General features: G+C 37.3%; 32 protein-coding genes. 8 read left to right on the top strand and 24 right to left on the bottom strand.

Annotation, left to right across the window (positions count from 1 at the left end; all coding sequences use genetic code 11):
• Positions 1-24 precede the first annotated feature (24 nt).
• The 4 genes from ACFQZ9_RS06090 to ACFQZ9_RS06075 all read right to left on the bottom strand — a co-directional run bounded on the left by ACFQZ9_RS06090 (position 25) and on the right by ACFQZ9_RS06075 (position 2,425).
• Positions 25-645, bottom strand: a complete 621-nt coding sequence (locus tag ACFQZ9_RS06090; RefSeq protein ID WP_198311127.1) for an RsfA family transcriptional regulator — start codon at positions 643-645, stop codon at positions 25-27.
• Positions 646-725: 80 nt separating this feature from the next.
• Positions 726-1,490 (bottom strand): enoyl-CoA hydratase/isomerase family protein, encoded by a 765-nt coding sequence (locus ACFQZ9_RS06085; RefSeq protein ID WP_498942755.1) that lies wholly within the window; start codon positions 1,488-1,490, stop codon positions 726-728.
• A gap of 155 nt (positions 1,491-1,645) precedes the next feature.
• Entirely contained in the window at positions 1,646-1,819 is a 174-nt protein-coding gene (gene rpmF, locus ACFQZ9_RS06080; RefSeq protein ID WP_024029176.1) for a 50S ribosomal protein L32, read from the bottom strand.
• Positions 1,820-1,900: 81 nt separating this feature from the next.
• The gene (locus ACFQZ9_RS06075; protein ID WP_198311125.1) at positions 1,901-2,425 is read right to left on the bottom strand and encodes a YceD family protein; all 525 of its coding nucleotides are present in this window, start codon (positions 2,423-2,425) and stop codon (positions 1,901-1,903) included.
• Positions 2,426-2,676: 251 nt separating this feature from the next.
• On the opposite strand from ACFQZ9_RS06075, the gene ACFQZ9_RS06070 reads away from it, so the two are divergent.
• Entirely contained in the window at positions 2,677-2,910 is a 234-nt protein-coding gene (locus ACFQZ9_RS06070) for a hypothetical protein (RefSeq protein ID WP_198311124.1), read from the top strand.
• A gap of 101 nt (positions 2,911-3,011) precedes the next feature.
• Positions 3,012-4,223 (top strand): tRNA(Met) cytidine acetate ligase, encoded by a 1,212-nt coding sequence (locus ACFQZ9_RS06065; RefSeq protein ID WP_498942754.1) that lies wholly within the window; start codon positions 3,012-3,014, stop codon positions 4,221-4,223.
• A 23-nt stretch (positions 4,224-4,246) separates the two neighbouring features.
• On the opposite strand, the gene ACFQZ9_RS06060 is transcribed toward ACFQZ9_RS06065, so the two are convergent.
• Together ACFQZ9_RS06060 and ACFQZ9_RS06055 are read right to left on the bottom strand one after the other, a co-directional pair.
• On the bottom strand, positions 4,247-5,266 hold the full coding sequence (locus tag ACFQZ9_RS06060; protein ID WP_498942753.1) for a YlbL family protein: 1,020 nt from the start codon (positions 5,264-5,266) through the stop codon (positions 4,247-4,249).
• A gap of 8 nt (positions 5,267-5,274) precedes the next feature.
• Entirely contained in the window at positions 5,275-6,054 is a 780-nt protein-coding gene (locus ACFQZ9_RS06055; protein WP_198311121.1) for a patatin-like phospholipase family protein, read from the bottom strand.
• Between the two features lie 193 nt (positions 6,055-6,247).
• Here ACFQZ9_RS06055 and spoVV point away from each other — a divergent pair, with 193 nt between their 5' ends.
• The gene (gene spoVV / locus ACFQZ9_RS06050; protein ID WP_498942752.1) at positions 6,248-7,468 is read left to right on the top strand and encodes a sporulation integral membrane protein YlbJ; all 1,221 of its coding nucleotides are present in this window, start codon (positions 6,248-6,250) and stop codon (positions 7,466-7,468) included.
• Between the two features lie 20 nt (positions 7,469-7,488).
• Here the strand turns inward: spoVV and coaD are convergent, their stop codons facing one another.
• Positions 7,489-7,977: a pantetheine-phosphate adenylyltransferase gene (coaD, locus tag ACFQZ9_RS06045; RefSeq protein ID WP_198311119.1), complete on the bottom strand. Its 489-nt coding sequence runs from the start codon at positions 7,975-7,977 to the stop codon at positions 7,489-7,491.
• A gap of 19 nt (positions 7,978-7,996) precedes the next feature.
• Positions 7,997-8,554, bottom strand: coding sequence for an RsmD family RNA methyltransferase (gene rsmD, locus ACFQZ9_RS06040; protein WP_498943593.1), 558 nt, complete (start codon positions 8,552-8,554; stop codon positions 7,997-7,999).
• Between the two features lie 359 nt (positions 8,555-8,913).
• Here rsmD and ACFQZ9_RS06035 point away from each other — a divergent pair, with 359 nt between their 5' ends.
• The gene (locus tag ACFQZ9_RS06035; RefSeq protein ID WP_198311118.1) at positions 8,914-9,303 is read left to right on the top strand and encodes a DUF7147 family protein; all 390 of its coding nucleotides are present in this window, start codon (positions 8,914-8,916) and stop codon (positions 9,301-9,303) included.
• Positions 9,304-9,331: 28 nt separating this feature from the next.
• Here ACFQZ9_RS06035 and ACFQZ9_RS06030 read toward each other — a convergent pair whose 3' ends face one another.
• The 5 genes from ACFQZ9_RS06030 to ACFQZ9_RS06010 all read right to left on the bottom strand — a co-directional run bounded on the left by ACFQZ9_RS06030 (position 9,332) and on the right by ACFQZ9_RS06010 (position 11,630).
• Positions 9,332-9,607 (bottom strand): YlbG family protein, encoded by a 276-nt coding sequence (locus ACFQZ9_RS06030; RefSeq protein WP_026574767.1) that lies wholly within the window; start codon positions 9,605-9,607, stop codon positions 9,332-9,334.
• A 297-nt stretch (positions 9,608-9,904) separates the two neighbouring features.
• On the bottom strand, positions 9,905-10,339 hold the full coding sequence (locus tag ACFQZ9_RS06025) for a YlbF/YmcA family competence regulator (RefSeq protein ID WP_198311117.1): 435 nt from the start codon (positions 10,337-10,339) through the stop codon (positions 9,905-9,907).
• Between the two features lie 59 nt (positions 10,340-10,398).
• The gene (locus ACFQZ9_RS06020; RefSeq protein WP_198311116.1) at positions 10,399-10,848 is read right to left on the bottom strand and encodes a DUF6130 family protein; all 450 of its coding nucleotides are present in this window, start codon (positions 10,846-10,848) and stop codon (positions 10,399-10,401) included.
• Positions 10,849-10,949: 101 nt separating this feature from the next.
• Entirely contained in the window at positions 10,950-11,189 is a 240-nt protein-coding gene (locus tag ACFQZ9_RS06015; RefSeq protein ID WP_198311115.1) for a YlbE-like family protein, read from the bottom strand.
• 18 nt (positions 11,190-11,207) lie between these two features.
• Positions 11,208-11,630: a YlbD family protein gene (locus tag ACFQZ9_RS06010; protein WP_198311114.1), complete on the bottom strand. Its 423-nt coding sequence runs from the start codon at positions 11,628-11,630 to the stop codon at positions 11,208-11,210.
• Positions 11,631-11,762: 132 nt separating this feature from the next.
• Between ACFQZ9_RS06010 and ACFQZ9_RS06005 the strand changes: the two genes are divergently transcribed.
• A complete protein-coding gene (locus ACFQZ9_RS06005) occupies positions 11,763-12,245 on the top strand; it encodes a PaaI family thioesterase (RefSeq protein ID WP_198311113.1) in 483 nt (160 codons plus the stop codon).
• Positions 12,246-12,264: 19 nt separating this feature from the next.
• A complete protein-coding gene (locus tag ACFQZ9_RS06000) occupies positions 12,265-12,618 on the top strand; it encodes a regulator of G-protein signaling domain-containing protein (RefSeq protein ID WP_498942751.1) in 354 nt (117 codons plus the stop codon).
• 29 nt (positions 12,619-12,647) lie between these two features.
• Here ACFQZ9_RS06000 and ACFQZ9_RS05995 read toward each other — a convergent pair whose 3' ends face one another.
• Together ACFQZ9_RS05995 and ACFQZ9_RS05990 are read right to left on the bottom strand one after the other, a co-directional pair.
• Positions 12,648-13,688 carry a CAP domain-containing protein gene (locus tag ACFQZ9_RS05995; RefSeq protein ID WP_498942750.1) on the bottom strand — a complete coding sequence of 347 codons (1,041 nt, stop codon included), beginning with the start codon at positions 13,686-13,688 and terminating at the stop codon, positions 12,648-12,650.
• 183 nt (positions 13,689-13,871) lie between these two features.
• Complete coding sequence (locus tag ACFQZ9_RS05990) at positions 13,872-14,306, bottom strand: CBS domain-containing protein (RefSeq protein WP_498942749.1); 435 nt, start codon at positions 14,304-14,306, stop codon at positions 13,872-13,874.
• Positions 14,307-14,497: 191 nt separating this feature from the next.
• On the opposite strand from ACFQZ9_RS05990, the gene ACFQZ9_RS05985 reads away from it, so the two are divergent.
• Positions 14,498-14,857 carry a YugN family protein gene (locus ACFQZ9_RS05985; protein ID WP_133332550.1) on the top strand — a complete coding sequence of 120 codons (360 nt, stop codon included), beginning with the start codon at positions 14,498-14,500 and terminating at the stop codon, positions 14,855-14,857.
• Positions 14,858-14,891: 34 nt separating this feature from the next.
• Here ACFQZ9_RS05985 and ACFQZ9_RS05980 read toward each other — a convergent pair whose 3' ends face one another.
• The 7 genes from ACFQZ9_RS05980 to cyoE all read right to left on the bottom strand — a co-directional run bounded on the left by ACFQZ9_RS05980 (position 14,892) and on the right by cyoE (position 21,578).
• Entirely contained in the window at positions 14,892-15,353 is a 462-nt protein-coding gene (locus tag ACFQZ9_RS05980) for a DUF420 domain-containing protein (RefSeq protein WP_198311110.1), read from the bottom strand.
• A gap of 120 nt (positions 15,354-15,473) precedes the next feature.
• Positions 15,474-16,379 carry a cytochrome c oxidase assembly factor CtaG gene (gene ctaG / locus ACFQZ9_RS05975; protein WP_198311109.1) on the bottom strand — a complete coding sequence of 302 codons (906 nt, stop codon included), beginning with the start codon at positions 16,377-16,379 and terminating at the stop codon, positions 15,474-15,476.
• Positions 16,380-16,524: 145 nt separating this feature from the next.
• Positions 16,525-16,860 (bottom strand): cytochrome C oxidase subunit IV family protein, encoded by a 336-nt coding sequence (gene ctaF, locus ACFQZ9_RS05970; RefSeq protein ID WP_498942748.1) that lies wholly within the window; start codon positions 16,858-16,860, stop codon positions 16,525-16,527.
• Between the two features lie 4 nt (positions 16,861-16,864).
• Complete coding sequence (locus tag ACFQZ9_RS05965; protein WP_198311108.1) at positions 16,865-17,491, bottom strand: cytochrome (ubi)quinol oxidase subunit III; 627 nt, start codon at positions 17,489-17,491, stop codon at positions 16,865-16,867.
• Complete coding sequence (gene ctaD / locus ACFQZ9_RS05960; RefSeq protein ID WP_198311107.1) at positions 17,491-19,359, bottom strand: cytochrome c oxidase subunit I; 1,869 nt, start codon at positions 19,357-19,359, stop codon at positions 17,491-17,493. The genes ACFQZ9_RS05965 and ctaD overlap by 1 nt, the downstream gene beginning before the upstream one ends.
• A gap of 31 nt (positions 19,360-19,390) precedes the next feature.
• Positions 19,391-20,449 carry a cytochrome c oxidase subunit II gene (gene coxB, locus ACFQZ9_RS05955; RefSeq protein WP_498942747.1) on the bottom strand — a complete coding sequence of 353 codons (1,059 nt, stop codon included), beginning with the start codon at positions 20,447-20,449 and terminating at the stop codon, positions 19,391-19,393.
• A gap of 190 nt (positions 20,450-20,639) precedes the next feature.
• Positions 20,640-21,578: a protoheme IX farnesyltransferase gene (cyoE, locus tag ACFQZ9_RS05950; protein WP_498942746.1), complete on the bottom strand. Its 939-nt coding sequence runs from the start codon at positions 21,576-21,578 to the stop codon at positions 20,640-20,642.
• Positions 21,579-22,132: 554 nt separating this feature from the next.
• Here cyoE and ACFQZ9_RS05945 point away from each other — a divergent pair.
• Positions 22,133-23,041 (top strand): COX15/CtaA family protein, encoded by a 909-nt coding sequence (locus ACFQZ9_RS05945; RefSeq protein ID WP_498942745.1) that lies wholly within the window; start codon positions 22,133-22,135, stop codon positions 23,039-23,041.
• Positions 23,042-23,072: 31 nt separating this feature from the next.
• On the opposite strand, the gene ACFQZ9_RS05940 is transcribed toward ACFQZ9_RS05945, so the two are convergent.
• Both ACFQZ9_RS05940 and ACFQZ9_RS05935 read right to left on the bottom strand, forming a co-directional pair.
• Positions 23,073-24,275, bottom strand: a complete 1,203-nt coding sequence (locus ACFQZ9_RS05940; RefSeq protein ID WP_498942744.1) for an FtsW/RodA/SpoVE family cell cycle protein — start codon at positions 24,273-24,275, stop codon at positions 23,073-23,075.
• A 175-nt stretch (positions 24,276-24,450) separates the two neighbouring features.
• Complete coding sequence (locus tag ACFQZ9_RS05935; RefSeq protein WP_198311347.1) at positions 24,451-24,732, bottom strand: Fpa/YlaN family protein; 282 nt, start codon at positions 24,730-24,732, stop codon at positions 24,451-24,453.
• Positions 24,733-24,863 lie beyond the last annotated feature (131 nt).

Below are 24,863 nucleotides of genomic sequence, written 5' to 3'. Positions count from 1 at the left end.
AAAGCGGACATAAAGTCCGCTTTTTTATTTTTCCACTCTTTCAAGATTCCCGTTTTTATCCATTTGGAATTTTACCTTTTGCTGACGGTCTTCCTCCTGGAGAACAACCATTTTTCTTGCTCTTTCCATAATTTCAATCAATGATCGATAATCTTCCTCAATCGCTTTTAGGTTTTTACTCAGTTTTTCATTTTCCGCTGCCAGATAGAAGATTTTCTTTTCTAATTCTTTTATTTTTTCAACTGACTTTTCCCGGTCCTCTTCAATGGTGGAGCTAACCTCAGCTTTCCTATGAAGTCCCTCTAAAAAATGGATAACGGATTGAAAACTAACAGATTCGCCATTGGATTTGGATGAGGCGGCTTCCACCATGACCTCGGCGCCATTTTTTTCTTCTTCCACTTGAGGTGATTGTTTTTTCATTTCTTTTCGTTGTTTTTTTGCAAGTTCAATACCTGACTTGTATTGTTTCCTAACGAAAGAATTCCAGCGAAAACCACAGGCTGCTGAAGTTCTTGACAGTTGTTTGCCTACTTCCTCAAAAGCCTGCAGCTGCGTTCCTCCCTCACGGATATGTCTTAAAACAACTTCGGCAAGCAATAAATCTTCATCTTGTGACCATGCATCTTGGCGAGTTGGCGCCATAACAGAATCCCTCCTAGTGTTTTTATTCATACATATGCATCTACTAGAAAAGATAGACTGAAACAACACCTGTTTTCAGTTTAATTGTTTGTTTTTTTATTCATAAACATTTTGACGTACTGATGATGGGATTCACTCTCCCAAAGGCGGGCACAATTTCGGACTTCCGTCTCTATTCTCTCTTGCAGTTTCGTTTCCTCCCACCTTCTAATCCATATCTGTTTATAGGATTGCAGTACACCTTTGTCCTTAGATAAGAGATTTTCCAAGTATGTTTCACATTCTTTTATAGGGTCAGTCTCATAAAGGCTGTCAATCAAACCTATCTCATTTAATCTTTCGACCTTATGAACCTTGGCATCCATTAACAGCTTCATGTAAAGAGGATTTGGCAGCTTTTCTGCCAAAATCGTTCCTCCCCCCCAGCCAGTTGTAATCGATTGCTTTCCTTGAATAAAACCAGCTTTTATCCCCTTCCGTGCTAGACGAAAGTCGCAGGCAATGGCAATCTCACATCCACCTCCAACTGCATGCCCGTTCATTAGGGCAATAGTAGGAATGGGTAATGTTAACAGAGAATAAAGAACTTTGGACATTTTTGAAAGCATCGAATAGGCTTCTTCTTCGGTTTCAAGCAAGTGAAAAACAGAAAGGTCTCCACCAGAACAAAAGGCATCTTCCCCTTCTCCTGTAATAACCAAGGCCAAAACATCAGGGTCAGCCGCATGATGAATCACTTTCGAAAGCCCTTCCATAACATCATAATCTACTGCATTTCTTTTATCGCCTCTTGTGATGGTAAATAATAAATAACCCTTTTCTGATTTTTCAATGGTATAAGCCATAATCCTTTCTCCCTTCAATATGAACTATGTATGGATTGCTTCTTTTAAAATTACCCAATGATTATCGCACTAATCACTTAGTTTGGAAATCAACATCCCATAAAACGACAAAAGCACAAGGGCTTATGCTCCTTGTGCTTTTTATCTCAATGAAATTAGTCGTTCACAACGTCTTTTCCTTTGTATGTTCCGCAAGCCTTACATACGCGGTGAGCAAGTTTCATTTCACCACAGTTTGGGCAACTTACCATACCAGGTACGTTTAATTTAAAATGAGTACGACGTTTTCTCTTTGCAGTTTTAGAAGTTCTTCTAAAAGGTACAGCCATTCTTCCCACCTCCTTAAAGAGTTTAAAGAAAGTCATGAAGACGAATTACTTAAGGTCTTCACGTGCTCCATGTTTTGCCGATTATGATTCGGAAGAATTGTCATTGTCAAAAAACTTAGCAAGTCCAGCTAGTCTTGGATCAATTTTTTTCGATTGATCCTCTTCATGAATCACTTCCCAATCCTTACCGGATTGTGGCGCAGCATCTTCATTAGTGACATCTTCGCAAAAAACCTGCATCGGAATCTCAAGTAAAAGAATTTCTCTAATGACTGGCATTAAATCAATACAATCCCCTTTTACTTGATGCGCTTCCTCTTCCATTTCATAATTCGAAGTCTGTAAGAGGAACGTTTCAGATGTTTCGACATTAATTGGAAGCTTCACATCCACTAAAGTACGAGAACAAGGAAGTATTAAATAACCTTCGATTTTTAAATGAAAGGTCACTTTCGTTGAATCAATATCTCCCCTGCCGGTAATATGCATTGGAGATACCTCTCGGATCGTAGGATCATCTTGTTTAATCTCATCAACCCGAATCGTTTCATCAATCGGAAAATCCTTGTTTCGATATTTTTGTAATTGGCTTAATGTCCATTTCAATTGAATCACCCCAAGGCAACAAAGGTAATTATAGCCTTCGATTAAATTTTTGTCAATGTTTTTTCTTTACACCTAGAAAGGTGATTTCATCAAATTATATTCCTTTAGTAAGCAATTACTTATAAGTTTATCCACTTGCACTTTTTACAAACATTTATATTGTCTAATTACCTATTTGGTAGGGGGATAAGCTCTTAGTAAAATAAATTGTCATAGGGTATATCGTAAACTAGAAAGAGGGTGATGTAAATATGTATTTTCCACAACAACCTTATCAAACTGTACCAATTGGTGCAAGTTACTATGGCGGATTCCCTTATTTAGGGACGGGTATGCCTTATTATCACATGGGTTACCCTGGATATTATTATGGATTTCACCACAACGGACATGATTGGAACGGAAATGGCTGGAATGGACATGATTGGAACGGGTATGAATGGAATGGACACTGGAATGGGTATGAATGGGATGATCACGACTAAAATTGAGAGGACATTATAACATGAGGGAATACAAAGCTATTCCCTTCCGTTTTCGTTATAATATATACATAAATTTTTAAAAAAACAGGAGGAAGAAAACATTGAAAGCTGTTGGCGTAATTGTCGAATATAATCCCTTTCATAATGGACATGCTTTTCACGTCCAAGCAGCAAGAGAAACCTCGAATGCTGATATTGTGATTGCAGTAATGAGCGGAAATTTTCTGCAAAGAGGAGAGCCTGCACTAGTTTCCAAGTGGTACCGAACGAAAATGGCTTTATCCGGGGGAGTAGACCTCGTATTTGAGCTTCCATATCAATTTGCTACTCAAAATGCAGAGTTTTTTGCTGATGGGGCAGTTTCTATATTAGATGCGGTTCATTGTGAATCTTTTTGTTTTGGAAGTGAAAGCGGCGACATTTCCTCCTTTTTAAAGACCATTGACTTTTTGGAAGAGCATCAAGAAATCTTTGATGAGAATGTAAGGAGACATATTAAATCGGGTGTTAGCTATCCAAAGGCATTATCCCTTTCCTTTCAAGATTTTACTGAAACAGAAGGTTTATTAAACTTAACAAAACCAAATAACATCCTGGGATTTCAGTATATAAAATCTATAAAAAAAATGAATAGTCAAATAAAACCGCTAACCATTGCCCGAAAGAATGCCAATTACCATGATGAGCATTTTGCTTCTGAAACGATTGCGAGTGCAACAAGTATACGTAAAGCCCTATTTTCAACTGATGAAAGAACATTTAATATCGACCAGTATGTCCCAGACCCAACGACTGAATTATTAAGGGAGTATTACAATCATTATGGGGGGTTTCAGCAATGGGAAAATTATTGGAGCTATCTACAATTTCGACTGATACAGTGCACCCCAGAAGAGCTTAGGAATATTTATGAGGTTGAAGAAGGAATTGAAAATCGGCTGAAAGCTGCTGCATTAACCGCAGGCAGTTTTCAGGAATTCATGGAAAAAGTCAAAACTAAGCGTTATACATGGACAAGACTGCAACGAATTTGCGTACATATTTTAACGAATGCAGGAAAAGAAGAAATGAGCAAACCTGAAGGTGCAAACTATTTAAGATTACTAGGGATGACCCAAAAAGGAAAAACATACTTAAACAAAGTGAAATCCGAGCTTAAGCTCCCGCTCGTTTCAAAACTATCTTCCTATAAGCACAAAGAAATTATGCTTGATATCAAAGCAGCACAAATCTATGCATTTGGCATACCTATGGACCTAAGAAATGAATTCATCCAGCAAGAATATAAACAAACTCCGATCATAGTAAAGTAAAAGACGGTGCAATGCACCGTCTTTTACTTTTGAGGCAATTTTTCTAAGTAGGCAACGGCATCATCAAATGTATCTACCGGTACAATTTTCATTTTTGTTTTGATATCCTTGGCAGTTTTCACAGCTGCCCGGTAGTTGGAATCTTTTGCACCTTTTTCATTAGGCGCAAAGAAGATTTCCGCTCCTGCTTTATCTGCTGCTACAATTTTTTGTTCAATTCCCCCAATCGGACCAACCGTCCCATCCACATCAATGGTACCAGTTCCTGCTATTTGATAACCTTTCGTCAAGTCCTCTTTTGTTAATTGATTATAGATTTCGAGTGAAAACATCAATCCAGCTGAAGGACCGCCAATTTCATCCGTTTTTACTTCAACAGGTGGATCTACCTTTACTTCCTTGTCATCAACTAAATAAATTCCGATTCCCACTCGATTAGGCTGCTTTTTTAACTGCTGGACATTGAGTTTGGCTGTTTTTGTTTTTTTATCTCTTATAAATGTTAAGGTAACTTGGTCACCCTTATTTTTTTCACCTACATAGGCAATGAATTTTTCTGAGGAAGGGAACTGATGACCATCAACCTTAAAAATCCGATCACCTGCTTGAAGCTTGCCATCCGCCGGCATTCCCGGAACGACATCAACCACATAGATTCCTTTATATTTGTAATTTACCGGAAGGCCTGCCTTTCGGTACGCAACATCAATTGCATTTAATTTGGATTGGGCCATGAGATAGAGCTGTTTTGCATTATACTCCTCATCTGTCTCGGTTTTATCTAAAACCTGTTCTACTGGATAGAGTTCTTCATATTTTTTTATTTTTGCTTCTAGATAGGAGTAGATTGTTGCTCTTCCCATCCTAACTGTTGTCAACATAAAGTTGCCTTTTTCCTTGTATCCATCTTCTACCTTTATTATAGGATGAAGTTCTTTGGCCATCCCCGGTTTTGTTACATAAAAGGGGAGTGTATAAAACAAACCTCCAATTAACACAATCGCTATAATTAATAAAGCACTGATATATATTTTCTTACGCATTCCACTTTTTACCCCTTCCACTGCTCAATAACCTGTTTAATTTGAGGAATATGTTTTTTAAATTCTTCTTCTCCTGCTTTAATAATCTCTTCAATGTTGGTGAATGCGCGTGAACTAAACATTTCAACCGGAGGACGAATCATAATATCCGCGGCAATCTCCCTTGTATTAATAATTTCAGTCTGCATGATATCAATACTTTGCATAATCACGTCATAAATCGATGTGATTTCAGCGTTTCGTTTCACCATCGAGACATCCACGGCAATGACGATATCCGCACCCATATCTTTTGCAACCGATACAGGTACACGGTCGGAAACACCCCCATCTACTAAGATTCTCCCTTTGTACCTTTCCGGAACAAAAATTCCCGGAATTGAGATACTAGCCCGAACGGCTTCTGCAACAGGACCATTTTGAAACACTACTTTTTCTCCAGTTAAAAGGTCAGTTGCGACAATTCCAATTGGAAGGGATAAATCTTCAATATTTTTTCCGTGCGTAAATACCCTGACAAAATCCTTCACTTTCTTTCCTGCAATAAACCCCATTTTTGGAACAGTAAAGTCTAAAAAATACTTTCGCTTAAAAGCTGTTGAAAGTTTGTATAATCGATTCATTTCTATACCGGCACCGTAAAAACTCCCCACTAGGGCACCCATGCTGCTTCCTGCAATCAGGTGAATCGGGATACCCTCTTCCACCATTACTTTGATCACACCTAAATGCGCAAACCCGCGTGCTCCGCCTGATCCAAGTGCTAACCCTATTTTAGGCTGTACCATTAAAGTTACCACCTCACTCACCCGCAAAAGTGAAATCTCGTTCAATCTTATGGTCTAATTTCTCGAACTATGAGTATATTTGATTTATATGAGGACGAGTAGTAAAAGGACACTTGCGTGAATATTTCTTATTTTATCATTGATACGGGGGAAATGCATAGTTACTGTTACCCCAAGGAAGGAGGTCCCCTTCGTGTTTCGTTCAAAAGTTAAAACGATTGTCTTATCCATATTAATTACCATACTAGCTGCCTCACTTATCAGCTTTCCGAAGGAGTCCTTGGAAGCTTCAGTCCGTGGTCTCAAGATGTGGTGGGAAATTGTCTTCCCTTCCCTCCTGCCCTTTTTTATCGTTTCTGAAGTGCTAATCGGCTTTGGAGTTGTTAAATTTATTGGGGTCCTATTGGAACCCCTTATGCGGCCTGTTTTTCGCGTACCAGGTGTGGGAGGTTTTGTATGGGCGATGGGGATGGCCTCCGGGTTTCCTGCCGGAGCCAAATTTACAGCTCGCCTGCGCCAGGAAGGCCAGTTGACTCAAATTGAAGCAGAGCGGCTTGTTTCATTCACGAACTCTTCGAATCCATTATTTATTTTTGGTGCAGTTGCTGTAGGGTTTTTCAATAATGCCAAATTGGGCATCATACTGGCCTTGGCTCATTATCTAGGGAATATCTGTGTTGGTATCATAATGCGTTTTTACGGTAAGGACAATGGCAGTCATCAGGATGAACAAAAGCGTAAATTCATCATCCGATCAGCCTTTTCCACCCTGCATCGTACTAGGTTAAAGGATAATCGCCCAATCGGAAAAATGCTTGGCGATGCCGTTAACTCCTCCATTCAAACCTTGTTAATGATTGGTGGCTTTATTATCCTATTTTCAGTCATAAACACACTGCTGTATCATTTACATATTACTGCGATTTTAGCTAAAGCTGTTGAAATGCTTCTTTCCGTGTTTTCCTTTACGGAAAACTTAAGTATTCCTCTTATTTCTGGAATATTTGAACTTACACTAGGAAGCAAGCTGACAAGCCAAGTACAGGATGCACCTCTTTTGCAACAGACCATGATGGTAAGTTTTATCCTGGCATTTAGCGGCTTCAGTGTTCAGGCACAGGTTGCAAGTATTTTAGCCCAGGCAAATATTCGCTTTCAGCCATTTTTCATAGCGCGTATTATCCATGGTATACTCGCAAGTATTTTTGCCTATCTCTTATGGAAGCCAGTTTACCTCCGTTTTTACCAAACCGACCATCCAACCAGTTCCGTGCCTGTTGGATTTTTTGAAAAAGGTTCTTGGATGCATAGCTTTTACGAACGAATGATCGAGGCTGGACCGCTAATTACGATATTTTCACTTGCACTTTATACGGTCATCTTATTTTTTAGATTACAAAGAAACCGGACATAACTATTTATGCCCGGCTTTTTTTATTCATGTTTGTAAAATTTTGCATGTAAAGCTTTTTCAACATATGGAGGCACAAGTTCGGATATTTTTCCATTGTACTTGGCTACCTCTTTTACAATACTAGAACTTAAAAAGGAATATTGGTTGTTAGTCATAATAAAGAATGTTTCAATTTCTTCATTAAGGACCCTGTTCATTGAAGTAATTTGCATCTCATATTCAAAATCGGAAACAGCCCGCAAGCCGCGAATGATGGCATTTGCTTTAACGCTTTTCGCGTATTCAACAAGTAAACCGGCAAATTCATCGACAACTACATTAGGTATATGTTTTGTTACCTCCTTAATCAAGTGAATGCGTTCTTCCGCTGTAAATAGAGGATTTTTAGAAGAATTATTTAACACTACAACATATATCTGGTCAAAAACTTTGGCCCCTCGCTTTATAATATCTAAATGGCCATATGTAACTGGATCAAAACTCCCTGGACAAACGGCTATGCTAGCCAAAAAGACTCCCCCTTATCACTCACTCACAGATTAACGAATAAATCGTAACCGTAATAATCCCATATTTTTCATGTTTTATTTGTGTTAAGGCCCCTACTGATTGCGGAAGCTCTACATCGTGGCTGTGTTCACAAACAACAATCCCGTCTTCACTCAAAAGGTTCTCTTCTACAATTGTTTGCATTAAGTTTATAAGTTGCTGCTTTTTATACGGTGGATCCAAAAAGATATAATCGAAACGGATTTCTCTTTTTATAAGCGCTTTTAATGCGCGCTCAGCATCATTTCGATATACCTCGATTTTTTCATCAAAGCTGCACGATTTAACATTTTCGCGAATCACTTGAATGGCTTTGGCGTCACGATCAATAAAAATCACTTTATCCAAGCCTCGGCTTAGTGCTTCGATTCCCAAACCGCCGCTCCCTGCAAATAAATCTAGTCCGATTCCACCGTTAAAATAAGGACCGATCATATTAAATAAGGCTTCTTTCACCTTATCTGTTGTTGGCCTTGTTGTATTTCCTGGTACTGCTTTAAGGGGTCTACCTTTACAAATACCTGAAACCACTCTCAGAACTATCACCACATTTATTTAAAAAATCATTTTTCTTCCCCTATCCTACCATAATTGAATAAACTAGCCAAATATCTAATCATTTCAACATCATAATAGAAAAAAATAAAAAAACGTGTATAAGCTTTTTCGTTGTGGGGATAATGTTATTAACAACATCAATTCGAGGATGTTGTTGCCAACCGCGGAGAAGACTTACGTTTCCCCATAAGTTCTTCCTCCGGTTTCTCCTCTCCCTTTGCCTTCTATCCTTGGTTAAGGATATAGAAGGACCCTGCAGATTTATTTCTGCGGGGTTTTTTATTTTTACCCAAAATGATAAAGTATTGTTGAGTCTAAAAAAAAGGGGAGTCAGATTATTGATCCAGCGCTTTATTGAATTAGGTGAGGGTTTTTCTGATATATATGAGTTAATAGAGCTTGCCAAAGCAAATCAGCATCGTCTTATGCACATGATGGCTTTACATACAACCATCGACGAGAAGCAGGTAACCTCCTTAGTCGTTGTGTTGAAGCCAACAGACCCTGGAAAATTCCAAGCCATATATATCTGCCGAGAAGGGATTCCAAATCCAAATTTTTTGGCGAATCAACGCTATGGTTTGTTTGCCCAAACAGCAGAAATGCTTAACAAAACAATTCATGAGCTCTCAGTAAAACCATCCACGATATTCCATGAAAAAGAACTTTATTATCAGTATTTAATCGGGATCTTACGATTAAATCATTATTTATTACCTTTACATTAAAAAGGTGGGGGCAGCTGCCCTCACCTTTTTAAATTCCCATTTTATAGTCGTATTCTTTTGCCTTGTCCGGAGCCGAATTTTCAAATTCCTTGTTCAAAAAAGGTTTATAGGAGGGTTCGACCTTTTTTACAAAGGAAAAGGAACTTAACTTTTCCATAATTCCCTCTAAATCTTCTTGATTACAATACAAAACCACATATTTTAGTTTTTTTGAAACATAGTGGACATTCCCAAATCGCCGTAACATTTTGGCTTGTTTTAATGAGTAAAGCCAAATAACTAAACCTTGTCTTTGTACAAACATACTTTTTTCCCCTTCAACAAACCATCATTTTAATTAGTCTAGCATATCAAATCAGTATTTTTCAATTCAAACTTTTCTGTAATTAGAAAAGCGGAAGCGCCTCGGTCAGCCCCGACAAGTGCTGGAGGTCCTGGCGGTGAAGTCGTTCTTTGACTTCATCGACAGGACCGAAGCAACCTAAGAAAAAAGCAGTTCATTTTTTCCCTCGAGGGGCTAGGCGCTGGAGCTAGACAATTCTCAAAGTCGAATTTTTTATCTCTATAAAAAAATCGGCTCCCTTAGCCGATTCTAATCCCATTAACCACAGCTGCCGCTGCTGCAGCCACCACTGCAGCTATGTCCCGTATCAAAAAATGGATTCCCTGTTGGCACTTTAATATGCTCTGAGACAGATCCACCGATTAAGACACTAACATCGTCCAAAAGAGCCTGCAAATCATTTTCTGCCAGCTTAAAATCTGCTACAAGCGGATCCAAATCCATTTCCCGCTTATATTCACGGACTTCTGTCATGATCTTTTTATAATCAGGGTGATATTTACCAAAGCGCTGTACTTCTTCATATAGATCTTTTACGCGGATAAACCGTTTAATTTTTCTTTGTGATTCCCGATTATGCCGCAATTTATATAAGGAAATTTGATATTGTTCAACAACATCAGATTCTAAAATCATTTTAGCCAATTCTTCTGCATATTCTTCTAATTCAACTCGCTCAGATGTAGCAAGCATGTCGCCCACCTCCACTCATATTTTAACACGAACGATAGGAGAAAGCGAAATTTTCCTTTTTACTTAGGGATATTTACCATGAATTCTTTCGTTAATCCATATGGTCGATTATTTAAATCAATTACCTCAAGCTTCACTTTATGATTTCCCGGTGAAAGTCCTTTAACGATAAACGCCGCTGTGGAAACCTCTTGATATTTCCTGTCATCGACCCACACAACCATCTTCCCAAGTTTTTCTTTTGAACTGTCAGATTCTCGAAAACTAATTCCAGTTAAAATACACTCCACCATCACATTGGTCCCTCTTGATTTGTATTGAACAAATAAGGAAGGTTTTTCATCAGAAATTTGGTTTAATTCAGAATTAGAATCAAATTTATATGTACTAGCTTGTACAATTGGTATTATTTTTGAATTTGATTCCGGCTTGGGCACATCGTTTTGACATCCTGTCATAATGGAAATTACAAAAATGGAAAGGGTCAGCATCCAAAAATTCCTTTTCAATCCCATCACTCCTTTCCTGTATTGTTCGCTTCCTTGTTGTTTTTTAATCTAAATAAAACAAGGAAATGAAAAGACCACATAAATTTTTTATGTGGTCTTGATTACCCTTGATTTTTCATCGACTGAAACATATTCAACATCATTGAAGCCATTTGTACACTGTTTGAGAATTTTTCCACTTGATGTGGGATTGTTTTCTTATAATAGTGTAATGAGGCGATTTCTAATGATTGTATGTCATAAGGGTTTCTGCCAAGTTTTCGGTACCAGAGCGGCTGCTCCCGAATAAATTGCTTTAACTCTTTTTGTCCACCTAAATACTCTAGGACGTCTTTACGCATATTTAAAAATCCTTCCTTTTAATCTTTTCGAAATGTAAAAGGATTTATTGGCCCTTCTTGCGGTTTTCCAGGCGGTTTTGCCCCGTTACTCCCTTGAAATTGCGATAAAACACCTTGAATCGCACCAATTGCTTGGCTTAAGTTGTTAATGTGGTTTTGAATTTGATTTGGGTCCATTTTGTTCACCATTCCCATTATATTCGATATCAAGTCCCCCTTTTTTTCTGTATTTGTTTCCTGTTCCTCTGTTTTTTCAGACAAGTCATTTTTATCGTTTCCAATTTTCTCCCATCGTGCATCCTCTTCTCCTAGCAAGTACCAATCCTCATACAATTCCTGCCAGGTGGTTTTACCCTTCCGTACCTCTTGGATCATCTTAGGATTATTCTTCACAAATTCCTTAAACTTCGCCACAGATGGATGTAGTTTTTTTTGAGCCATTTTTTTCACCTCTGCCGACTTCATGCCTATATTACGATATGTCAGAAAATAAAATGTGTGAAAGACTTAATGATGCTTAAATTATTTATAAGTGGTAAGATGTTCTTGAAATGAAATGAAAGAGGTATAAAGATGAAGGACAAATTATACACATTATTAGAATCATGTTTAGAAAATGGTACTGAAAATGATATCACTGCCATTGCCCATTTTTTAGAGGTTTTGCAAAGAAAAATTAATGTAGGTAAACTATCTTTTATCGATCAGTTTTTTCATATGGATAGTAAGCTTGATGAAAACTCCTGTGAAATAACGATTCCATTAAACCCGGTTCTAAACAATTCGTTTGATATTGTCCATGGTGGAATAACAGCAACGCTCCTTGACACAGCAATGGGAACACTTGCAAATTACCTTCTTCCAGAAGGATATGGTGCCGTAACCAATCAGTTGAATATCCATTACATTGCTCCTGGAATTGGGGCAAGTCTTCGCTGTAACGCTGAGATTATCCACCAAGGAAATAAAACACTGGTCGTCACCGGTGAAGTCCATCGCGATGATGGTAAAAAAATTGCCCATGCAACCGGAACATTTTTTGTTATAAAGAAATAATATTTAGGGGGTCCAACATATGGTCACCGCCATTGTAATCCCTGTTATCCTTCTTTACTTTTATTTGATCACTAAAAAAGAAATGAAGGAACAAGATACTAAATGGCTTGCGCTTGAAAATATCCGTCAAGAGGCCGTTGCAGTTGGAGAAATTAAGAGTATTTATGAGGAAAAACAGCGCTATTATTATCATCGCTATATTTTTGTCCAGGAGATAAAGCTGCAAACAAAATCCCAGCAAATCACAGTTAAAAAAATGACTCCGCTAACCAAAACAACAACGATTGAGACCTTTAAGGTGGGTGAATTTCTAAAAGTATACGGCTGTTGGGAAAGCAGCCAATTAGTCTTTAGTCATTTTGAAAGAATTTAAAAAACAGCGGCCTCAACAAACCGCTGTTTTTATTGTTTCCACTTTTGAATAAAGTTCTGTGTATAATACTTTTGGTATACTCCTACACCAATATGGGAAAAGTCTCCATTTAACATGGAATCACGATGTCCTTTGCTGTTTAGCCAGCCTTCAACTGAGGCTGGTCCATCAATATAATTAGCAGCAATATTTTCCCCCGCAGCTTGATAAACAACCTTAGCTGACTTTAACCGGTCGGAAAGGGTGCCAAATTTCTTTGATGTATGGGAAAAATCATTATTATTAGCCATATCCTTACTATGGCCGTATGCAGCCTTGGCAGTTTTTTCATCCCACAATAGCGGCTTTAAATCATGTCTTACCCTTAAAACATTTGTAAGGTCGAAAATTTGCTTCTCTTCTCCTATTTCAATCTTTCTCCACATTTCAATACTTGGTTCATCGGCCTCAATTAATTTCCCACGATAAACAAGCTCATAAGGACGCTGTTTAATGAGGGTATCAGCATCAAGAAAACGAACACTTGAAAGATTTCCTGTGAATTTATCAATATAGAGTTGTACATACACATTTCCTAATTGGACGATTGGCCGTATATTTAAATCTGTATCATTCAATTCAAACCGATAAGAGTTCCCATCTTGATCAATTTCAATATTGGCATCAATATATTGAGTATTAAAGATTTCCTCCACTGGTTGGCCAATTTCAAATGGTGCAACATCCAAATTCTTACCAATTGCATAGACTGTTACGATTCGGTTATTTTCAACCCCAACTTGCACATAGCGGGAATAATCTGAGTTATAAATATACCATTGATAACCATAGGCTGATTCGTCAATTCGCTGCGGCTTTCCAAGTTCTTTTTCCAAAGCCGATAGTTTTTTCCCAATTAGCAGGGATAGTCCTTCTTTTGGCCTTTCCCGAGAGATTTTACTTTGCTTTATATCTGGATTTTTCGGTAATGTCGGACTCATTTCTGAAGTGTGATGGTCCTTTATTAAAACCTCATCACTGTTATCGTCTTTTACACTTATATAAAAACCAATGGATAAGAAAAGAGCCAAGACAACAAGAATTCGTATAAGTGTTCGCAGAGGCCAACACCCTCTCTAATACTTTTCTATGTAATATAGATAAATTAATTATATCATCTATATCTTTTTAAGTAATATGTATACACCATCTTAACAGAATAGTAACATTAAGAACAAGAAAACAGGTACCAAGGGCACCTGTTTTCTTGTTTTTTAATGCTGCATTCCATTATAATTTGATTCTGAAATCTCCGTAAGTGCTTGTTTTGCCTGATCGTCTGTTAAATCCCTGATTGCGAAGTCCCCAAGTGATACTATTCCTACTAGCCTATCGCCTTCTACAACAGGAAGGCGGCGAATTTGATGTTCCGCCATTAATTTAGCTGCTTCTCTACTGGAAGCATCAGGTGAAACCGTAATTAAATCGTTACTCATTATATCTTCCACTTTCGATGAAGCAGGATGTTTTTCTGCAACACATCGTAAAACGATATCACGGTCCGTAATCATTCCGGCAAGCTTTTCGTTATCTACAATGGGAATGGCCCCAACATTTAATTCCTTCATCTTAACTGCTACTTCATATACATTATCAAGTAAGGAACAGCTTTCTACCTTGTCGGTCATTATTTCACGAATTTTTTCCATATCAAATACCCCCTACAATAATAAAATTCTTAACAATAATATAGAATTCCCCATAGAGATTAAATTATTCTGTAAATGAATTCATTGCAAGTTGATACAAATTCAACTATTATTAAATTGAATTAAATCTGCTATAATACCGAATAATGTAACATAGGGGTAATGGCACGTTTTTAGGAGGGAATTCAAAAGTGAAATTCGAAAATACTGGAATCGAAAAATTTAAAGCTGATTTAAACCGCTTGGATGAGGTCATGGATGAACATGGCTTAGTACGTGAAGGCCAATGGGATTATGAACGTGTTACATATGATCGTAAATTTGAATTAAAAGAGGGCATTTTCTACTTGCGTGTGTTTGGTTATGCCACCCAGGGAGACGTTGGCTCGCACAAAGCTACTATTCAATTGATGACACCATTACTAGGGAAATATTATTATCCACACGGAGTAGAATATGGTGAAGGTGAAAACTTCCCAAGCGGCCTTGTAAACCAATGTAAAAAAACTTTAGAAGAAATTAAAGGTAAAATAGAAAAGTTTGCTGAATAAAAAAAGACGCATGATTCGCTCATGCGTCTTTTTTTTAAAATCCGAGAATTGCTTTGATTAAAGAGGTAGTTTCTCCACCCTTGTAAAATACATATAATAATAGGTAGACCGCTACACCGGTGATGGCCGTAAAAAACCAGACAATACATGTGATAGGTCCGAGTTTGCGATGAACTTTAAGTTTATTTTTATAGCCAGTTATTATAGAAATAAGGCCTAATACTGCTCCCGAAGTGGCAAGAGTAATATGAAAGATTAAAAACACTGTATAGTAAATCTTAATATTATCAGGACCGCCAAAGGATGTATTTCCGATAAACACTGTTCTTGACTCATAAATAATAAAGAAAATAAGAGCAAATATGGCCGCAAGTGTCATTGTTTTTTTATGGGCATCAATTCGTTTTTGTTTTATTTGCCGCCAGCCAATTGCCATTGTTATGGCACTTAGAATGATAAAGGACGTACTAATCGTAGGTAAAATGGGTAAGGACATTTAAGCTTCCTCGCTTTTTAATTATTCTAATGCAATTTTAAAGTACTTCACATTCTTTTTCAAACATAAAGCTAAATTGGTTAAATTCAGAAAAAAATCTCCCATTGGGGCAGGGAGATTTTATTCAACAAGGGTTGGCTTTAAAGTTTTATTTAGTTCTGCCTCAGATTCAGCTTGATCTTTGCGGTACCATTCAAAAAATACATGCCCTAATACAAAAGCAAAAATGATTTCCTGAAGAACCTTCATAATAACTCCGCCTAACTGTTGGTCATCCACTAATGACATGGAACTAAATAGTTGGGGTCCACTTAGATTTAAACCCTCGAAGGTCGAAGATCCGACACATAAACTCATTACCCTCCCCCATACATTTGGGTCAGAATAAGTCGCGTAAAATGAATGATCTGCAAAGATAATTAATGCACATGAGGGTGTCAATAATATTCCGTTTATAAAAAGATACCCTACTTTTTTTAATCCGGTTATTCCTTTTAGTTCCGGAAGCGGGCATATTAATGACCACCACAAACAAACCGCGGAAGAAAATAACAATATCGAATAACCAGCATGGAAAAATCCATTTTGCATTACATGATCAAAAATAACTGGAATATGATACAAAGAAAATAATCCATTAAAAAGTAAAAGTGCCAAAATTGGCTTTGTTACAAGATTAAAAATAGGTTTTACTATTTTAAGACTTAACACTTTTCTCCAAAGCCATGGCGGGATCCCTAATACAAACAATGGTGCAACAAGAAACACTAACAAAATCATTGTGGTGGCATGGATATAAAACATCAAATGACCCATTAAATCAAGTGGCGAACCTTTAATGGTATATAAAAGGCTAATACATAATACAAAGTACACTGCTTGCTTTCTAGTTAAAGGCTCGCTGTCATTAAACTTGCTCCTAAATTTAATCGTAATTAAAAAATAACCAACCAATAATGCAATTAAAATTGATAAAAAGTACGGGCTCCATAGTGCTTTGAATCCAAAAATATCTAATGTAAGCACCGAAAATCACCTCAACATATTTTTAAAAAGCCATCCATTAGTATACCCTCTTGTTCTACCTTAAAGCCAAGAATGACAATATTATAATCATTATAACATGATAAAAAGAAAATCGGCCTTTCAGCCGATTTTCTTTTTATTTTGCTTACCACCAAATAATGGTAGTAAATGTTAAAATTGTAATTGCTCCTACTAGTACCCCTGAATACAAGAATAATGATGGAGCTTCATGCCCTTTATGGCTCATGTGCATGAAATAATAGAGCTGAAATATGACTTGAACAACAGCTAAAAGAATAATAAATGGTATTGTAAACCAAGCTGTAAACCCTTTAACAGCAACTGCTGCAAAAGCAATTAAAGTCAAGAATATCATTAAAGCAAAAGAAATAACTTGATATCTCATTTCTTCAGCGCTTTTTTTCCGGCGATATTCAATGTCAACTCTTGGGTTACCTGAATTTACCTGTGGATTTGCCATCAGTTTATCCCACCATTCCCATTAAATATACTACTGTAAAGATGAATACCCAAACAACGTCGATAAAGTGCCAGTATAAACTAAACACATAAAATTTAGGCGCGTTGTAAAGGTCTAAACCTCGCTTTCCATTTCGGAACATTAGTGTTAAGCACCATAATAAACCAAATGCTACGTGACCGCCATGGAAACCAACTAATGTATAGAAAGCAGATCCAAATGCACTACTTGTAAATGTATGTCCTTCGTGAACATAGTGGTTAAACTCATAAACCTCTAGTCCAAGGAATCCTGCACCCAATAATGCAGTCAACCCAAGCCATACCATCATTTTCTTAAATGCAAAGTTTTTCATGTGGTACATTGCATATACACTTGTAAGCGAACTTGTTAAAAGAAGCATTGTTGCAACGAATGTCAACGGAAGTTCAAACAAGTCTTTTGCCAAATGCTGACTTGAATCAGGAACCTTATCCTTTAATGCTAGATAGGTTGCGAAGAGGGAAGCAAATAGTACAGTCTCCCCGCCTAAGAAAAACCAAAATCCTAAGAACTTATTTTTTGACTCAAGGGTGGATTTTTCAGGCTCAGCAGGCCAGTTTTCATATGTGAATTTTTCTTCAGCGTGCATTATGCCTTAGCCCCCTTTTCTTCTTCAAGTAATTCTTCTTTATGGATATGGAAACCATGGTCATCAATTACTGAACGTAAGAACATGGACCCAAATGTTACAAGTAAACCAATAATCATAACCGGTAATGCCCATGCTTTGTCATTTACATGGTACATAGCACCGAATGCGGCAATGAAAAGCCCAAGAGCCGTTGTAAATGGAAGAAATGATGAATTCGGCATGTGAATATCACCAAGCGGCTCAGCAGGAGTCATTTCCTTTTTACCTTCCATTTTTTCTAACCAATAAGCATCTAATCCACGAACAAGCGGAAGTTGCTTAAAGTTGTAGAATGGAGGTGGTGATGGAATCGACCATTCAAGGGTTCTACCGTCTCCCCAAGGGTCGTTCCCAACTTTAACATTTTTAACAGATGTAACAATAATGTTTATTAGCATTACGATAACTGCCACACCCATAAAGGCAGCACCGATTGAACTTATCATGTTAGCCGTGTCAAATCCTTGACCTGGAAGGTATGTGAAAACACGACGCGGCATTCCCCAAAGTCCCAAGAAGTGTTGGATAAAGAATGTCATATGGAACCCAATAAAGAATAGCCAGAAAGTTATTTTACCCATTGCTTCATTTAACATTGTACCGAACATTTTTGGCCAATATAGGTGAGTTCCGGCAAAAACGGCAAAAACTACACCACCGACAATTACATAGTGGAAATGGGCAACAACGAAATACGTATCATGATACTGGTAGTCTGCAGCTGCAGATGCAAGCATAACCCCTGTTACACCACCAGCAAGAAACGATGGAATAAACGCAAAGGCCCAATGCATTGGTGTAGTAAATTTAACACTACCACCCCAAAGTGTTAGCAACCAGTTGAAAATTTTAATACCAGTTGGTACACCAATTGCCATTGTTGCAACAGCGAAAATAGCGTTCGCTACTGGTCCTAATCCTGTTGTAAACATGTGGTGAGCCCATACCATGAATCCTAAGAAACCGATTAAAACGGTTGCAAATACCATGGAAGAGTATCCAAATAAGCGTTTTCTTGAGAAAATCGGGAATATTTCAGAAAAAATACCAAAAGCAGGTAAAATCAAAATATAAACCTCTGGGTGTCCAAAAATCCAGAAAAGGTGTTCCCAAATAACGGTGTTACCGCCCATAGAAACTTCAAAGAAATTTGCTCCGAACAAGCGATCAAACATCATTAACACTAAACCCACTGTTAATGGAGGGAATGCAAATAAAATCAATGCAGATGTTACAAATGTTGTCCAAGTAAACAATGGCATCCTCATGTACGTCATTCCTGGTGCACGCATATTGATGATGGTTACGAGGAAATTAATACCACCAATTAAGGTTCCAAGACCGGAAATCTGTAACCCTAAAATATAGAAATCAACTCCATGACCTTTTGATGCAACAGCAAGAGATGCATAAGATGTCCAGCCTGCATCTGGTGCTCCGCCTAAAAACCATGAACAGTTTAAGAATACACCGCCGAAAAAGAATAACCAAAATCCTAAAGCATTTACATATGGGAACGCTACATCGCGTGCACCGATCTGTAAAGGCATTACCGCATTCATAAAACCAAAAATTAGCGGCATCGCTGCAAGGAAAATCATCGTTGTTCCGTGCATCGTAATAATTTCGTTAAATTGTCCAGCACTGACAAAATCATTATTTGGCACTGCAAGCTGGATACGGATAAAGACCGCTTCGATTCCACCTACTAAGAAGAAAAATCCGCCTGCAATCATATAGAGGATCGCGATTTTTTTATGGTCAACTGTAGTTAAAAAATCCCATAAAGTTGCGCCAAATCCCTTTTTTTGAGCATAGGTACTCACAATTTTACCTCCCTTTCAACCAATTCCCCTACTACTGCTGTACTTTCAAGCCCATTAAATACTCAGATAAAGCATTTAATTGATCTTCAGACATTTCTGGGTATTTACCAGTCATTTTATTTCCTGGTTTATATGTTTCAGGATTTCGAATCCAATTTTTAATTTCAGTTTTATTATGATCCAAAATACCAGCAACACGAGATCGATCACCAAAGTTTGTTAAGTTTGGTGCAAGTCTTGCTGCTTCAGGTTTATTATTTTGTGGAGTTACAGCATGGCAGGCTACACAACTTTTATTGAAGATTTCCTGTCCTTGCTGTGCTACAGCGGAATCCGCTTTTTGTGGTTCTTTTATATTTTGCATTGCTTTCACCCAGCTATCAAATTGATCGCGGGACATTGTCTTAACTTTAAAATCCATCAATGCATGGGATGGTCCGCACAACTCAGCACACTTACCATAGAATAAGTTTCCTGCCTCATCAGCTTTTTTACTGTCGAACTCTAACCAGAATTTATTAATGTTATCTGTGTTAGTATCCATTTTCCCACCTACTGCTGGAATCCAGAAAGCGTGTTTTACATCCATAGACTTTAAGCTAAAATAAACTTTTTCATTTGTAGGAACAACTAACTCTTGGCTAGTTACAATTTTTTGACCTGGATATTCAAAATCCCACCAATATAAATGGGAACGCACATTAATAACAAGTGCTTTAGTGTTTTTCTGATCCATTTTTGACACATCTGCAAGCTTGAATGTTGCAGCAACCGTTGGAACAGCCAGAATTAGAAGTAATAGAATCGGAATAACCGTCCAAATAATTTCTAATTTATGACTCCCTTCAACCTGCTTAGGAATTTTATCGTCCTTTCTTCTAAACCGGAAGAAAACTAAGACGAAAATGATCATGACAACTAGGATAACTCCCACCATGATGTAAGTACTTAACTTCATTAAACCATATTGCATATCTGCAACTTCACCGGCGGGCTGTAACGTTGATAGGAACGGTTCACCACATCCGGAGAGAATTAGCGCTAAGATCGCAAACAACGAAATTAAACGCCACTTTGCAAGCCTTTTCATAGCTCAATCAAACCCCTCTTTCGTAAAAAATTTCTTTAATATAAATGTTAGATCAAAGAAGTATGTAGAATGACTTATCCCTATATGTAAGAATACCCTGCGGCGGGGCATCACTTAAAGCACGCCGCTGTGTATCTTATTGCAAATGGAAGAATAACTTCCATCAGCCTAGAAGAATATCACCGCAAAACTAAATCAATGTAACAATAACCATCGCTACAAAAATAATAGTTAAATATTGCAATGAGTACACAAACATTAGTTTTGCCCACTTAATATCATCTTTGATCCTATATCCATAAATCCCTAATGCAAGCCAGCCGAGATTTAACACGGTTGCAAGAATTAGAAATGGGATTCCTAAACTTTTTAAGAAAAATGGGATAGGCACTAAAACAGCTACCCATAGTACAATATGTCTTTTTGTGGTTTTAAATCCTTTAACCACTGGAAGCATTGGAATTCCTGCTGCTTTATACTCCTTCACCCTTCTCATTGCTAATGCATAAAAATGGGGAGGCTGCCAGGCAAACATGAGAACAAATAATGCCCAAGCCATTTTATCAAGATTTCCATCAACGGCAGCCCAGCCAATTAGAGGCGGGACAGCACCGGAGATACTTCCGATGATGGTATTAGAAACCAACTGACGCTTTGACCATAATGTATAGAGGAAAACATAACTAAAAACTCCAAGCAGTCCTATTACTGTTGCAGTTAAAGTAGTAAATAATAAAGACAGCGTTCCCAGACCTATTAGGATAATTCCAAATGTCAATACCTTTGCAGGAGCCAATTTTCCTGTAACGGTCGGTCTGGCTTTTGTTCGATCCATTAAGTGATCAATATCGCGGTCAAACCAGTTATTAATTACACAAGACCCAGCGATAATAAGGGCTGAACCAGCTAATGTCAAAAATACGATATCTAAGTTATCTAAAAAACTTTGTCCGGTAAAATGAAGTGCCAGCCATAGGCCAGTAAATGCAGTAATGAGATTAGAATTGACAATTCCAATCTTTATAAGGGCTAAAAAGTCCTTCCATGCCGACGTTTTTTCGATACCAGTTTGCAGGCTTGATGCGTCGTTTTCTATAGCAGTATCACCAAAAGCCTTTGAATTGGACATTTTTTCTCCTCCTAATCCTTTATTACAATATTTGCAATATCCGTTATAACGATACCTAATTTATTTTATCTTTTCTATTTAATCATCAGGAAAAGATAATGCCTGAATTTATAATCTCCTAAGTTAAGAATATGTCTAAAAAAAGAAGTGTTTTAAAAAACACTTTCACTGTATATTAAATCACACTTCGAGTATTTTTTGTGAACTTTTTTTGAATAATTTTTGACTAAATTGTGACTGTAATATTCTGAATATTCAAAGACCCCTTATTTCCTTGATTATAGGGAAATAATTCCTAAATATAGCTGTCCTTTATAGTTTTAACAAACTGGTAAGTAAGTTTCAATAGTTTCCACTATAATAATAGTGAAAATTTAAAATTATCCATTCCTTTATTCCGATTTAAAAATCGCCAAAAAAAATATCGAAATTCTGTTCTTTTCCTCTTCTTTTCGTTATGATGAATAAGGGCTTTTTTCTGTACCATTTCATTTATTATACTGACAATAATATCCATTGACAAATTTTTGAACTAAGTTAAGAAGGTGAATTTTTTGCAACGTTCATTAAAGTGGTTGGCTGTCGCCACTACGATTGGGATGATTTTAGTTTTACTTGGCGGTGCACTTGTTACAAAAACGGGTTCCGGAATGGGCTGCGGAAGATCATGGCCGCTATGCGAGGATAAATTAGTTCCATCTGACATAACTTCAGAATTAATTATCGAGCTTGCCCATCGGCTTGTTTCCGGTGCTGAAGGCATCATGGTTCTTATTTTATCCATTTGGACTTGGAAGGTCATTGGTCATATTCGGGAAACAAAGTTTCTATCGTTTCTCTCCTTCTTTTTCCTGCTTCTGCAGGGATTAATTGGGGCAGCAGCTGTTATGTGGGGCCAATCAAGCTTTGTTCTGGCATTGCATTTTGGAATTTCTCTTGTTTCCTTTGCAGCTGTTTTTTTACTTACCCTGCTTATTTTTGAAATTGATAAGAAATTTGATGCAGACAAGCTTTATATCGATAAGAGGATGGGGTTTCACATTGTTGGCGTCTCCATCTATAGTTATCTTGTCATCTATACCGGCGCGCTTGTCCGCCACACAAAATCAAGCCTTGTCTGTCGTGATTGGCCCTTATGTCTTAACGACGCTCCATCCTTACCAACCAACATGTATGAATGGGTACAAATGGGGCATCGTACTGCTGCAACTTTGATATTTATCTGGATTGCCTACGTTACATACTTGGCCCTACGCTATTATAAAGATCAAAAGGTTCTGTACTGGGGATGGATTATTTCATTTTGCCTTGTATGCTTGCAGGTAATTGCCGGCGCCTTGATTATTTTCAGCAGACTTAATCTCTATATTGCTTTATTACATGCCTTTTTCATCACTTGCTTATTTGGGGTGTTAAGCTATTTATTACTCTTATATTCAAGGTCCAGAAAAAATTATAAATAAAAAAGCTGCCATTAAGCTGGCAGCTTTTTTATTATTGAAGATAGAAAACTTTACCGTCTTTGTTCCGCTCTTTTTTTCCTTTTTGATCTGGTTTATTTTTCGTGCTCTCATATTTTACAAACATCGAGACATTGACAAGAATTCCGACGGATATTGCAAGCATGAGCAGTGAAGAACCACCGTAGCTTACAAATGGCAGTGGTACACCCGTAAGGGGCATTACTCCTGAAACCCCGGCAAGGTTTATGAACGATTGAATTCCAATCATACTGGAAATCCCTATTGCAAGGAGACTTCCAAAAGGGTCCTTACATTTTAAACCAATATAAATCCCTCTTAAAACAATATAGGCCAGAGTTAGTATTACAAAGCCAACTCCCCAAACCCCCAGCTCTTCGGCAATGACAGCCATGATAAAATCTGTGTGTGATTCTGGCAGGTAGCCTAGTTTCTGAATACTTCTTCCCAATCCTAATCCGTTAACCCCACCAGAACCAATTGCAATATAAGAATTCGCCAAATGATATCCGGATGTTTGTTCTTCTTTAAAAGGATCACTTCGGACAGAAAAACGATCAACCCGTTTTTGTGAAAAAATTTCACCTCTTGCAAAAACAATAAAAATTAAACCAATGATTACCCCAATCAACAGTAATTTAGATATACTTTTTATATTCATACCGGAGGAGATAATAATAGTTCCAGCAATGAGAACAATAATAAGTGCCGTCCCATAGTCAGGTTGTTTTGCAATTAAAACCACTACAATCATTAAATAAACTAAAGGGGGTAGGACTCCCTTGTTAAATTGATTGATATAGGTCTGTTTTTTTGCATAAACTGCAGATAAATAGATAATCAATGCCAACTTAACAAACTCTGAAGGTTGAATTTTTAAAGGGCCAATTTGATACCAACTTTGGGCATTTCCTGCAACCGTTCCAAAAGCAAATAAGCCTAATAGCGCGATAATCGATAAAAATACCATCGGCGCTAAAAAATATTTTGTAAATTTCATTATTTTGTATGGGATTATAGCAGTAAAAATAAAAATCACTAATGATCCTATTAAAAATATTTTTTGCTTTTGGTAAAAGTAATCGCTGGGTAGCCCATATCGTTGAACAGCAGATGCCATGCTGGCACTATAAACCATTACTAATCCAAATGCTGACAATAGGATAATGGCGAGGATTAAGGTATAGTCATAGGACTTTAATATTTTTTTTACCATTCATTTATTCCTCATCTTCAGATTTAATTTAACAATACTATTATAATAGAAAATTGGACATATTTCTTGTGGAAAAGTTACTGACTTTTAATAATTTGTAAAGTGGAAAAAGAGAGTAAAAATAATAAAGAACTCAAACAAATGGAAATCTTTACTGTTTGAGTTCTTTGGTCATTTATTTTCTTTTGAATGCATCATGTAGTGCGGATAGTTCACGTTCCAATTGATCTAAAAGTGCTTTTCCGTCCTTAATATCAATTAAGCCTAACCGGGCTGCAAAATCTATCTCTCTCGATAATCCAAACATTTGTGTATCCAATACCTCTTCATAAAGAGGGCATTGAGGCATCGTAAGATTGTCCATTTGCACCTTAATAAGCCTTAATATTTTTTCAGCGTCAGCCTGCAACAAGGCATATGCTTTTTCCTGATGATTCACGATCATTTCAGACGCCAACATTCATCCCCCCATTTCAGAGCGATAACCCACTTATCTTTAAATTTTAACGTTTAGAGCATAAAAATGCAAGAATAATGACATAAAGGTATAGGCGGAAATTCATTTTATCTTCAGAAAATGACATTCCT

It is taken from the genome of Neobacillus sp. GCM10027624, assembly GCF_042675345.1.
In the GTDB taxonomy this organism is placed as follows: Bacteria; Bacillota; Bacilli; order Bacillales; family Cytobacillaceae; genus Neobacillus; species Neobacillus cucumis_D.
Note: the sequence above shows the minus strand (reverse complement) of the source record. Positions and strands in the feature narration are given on the sequence as shown.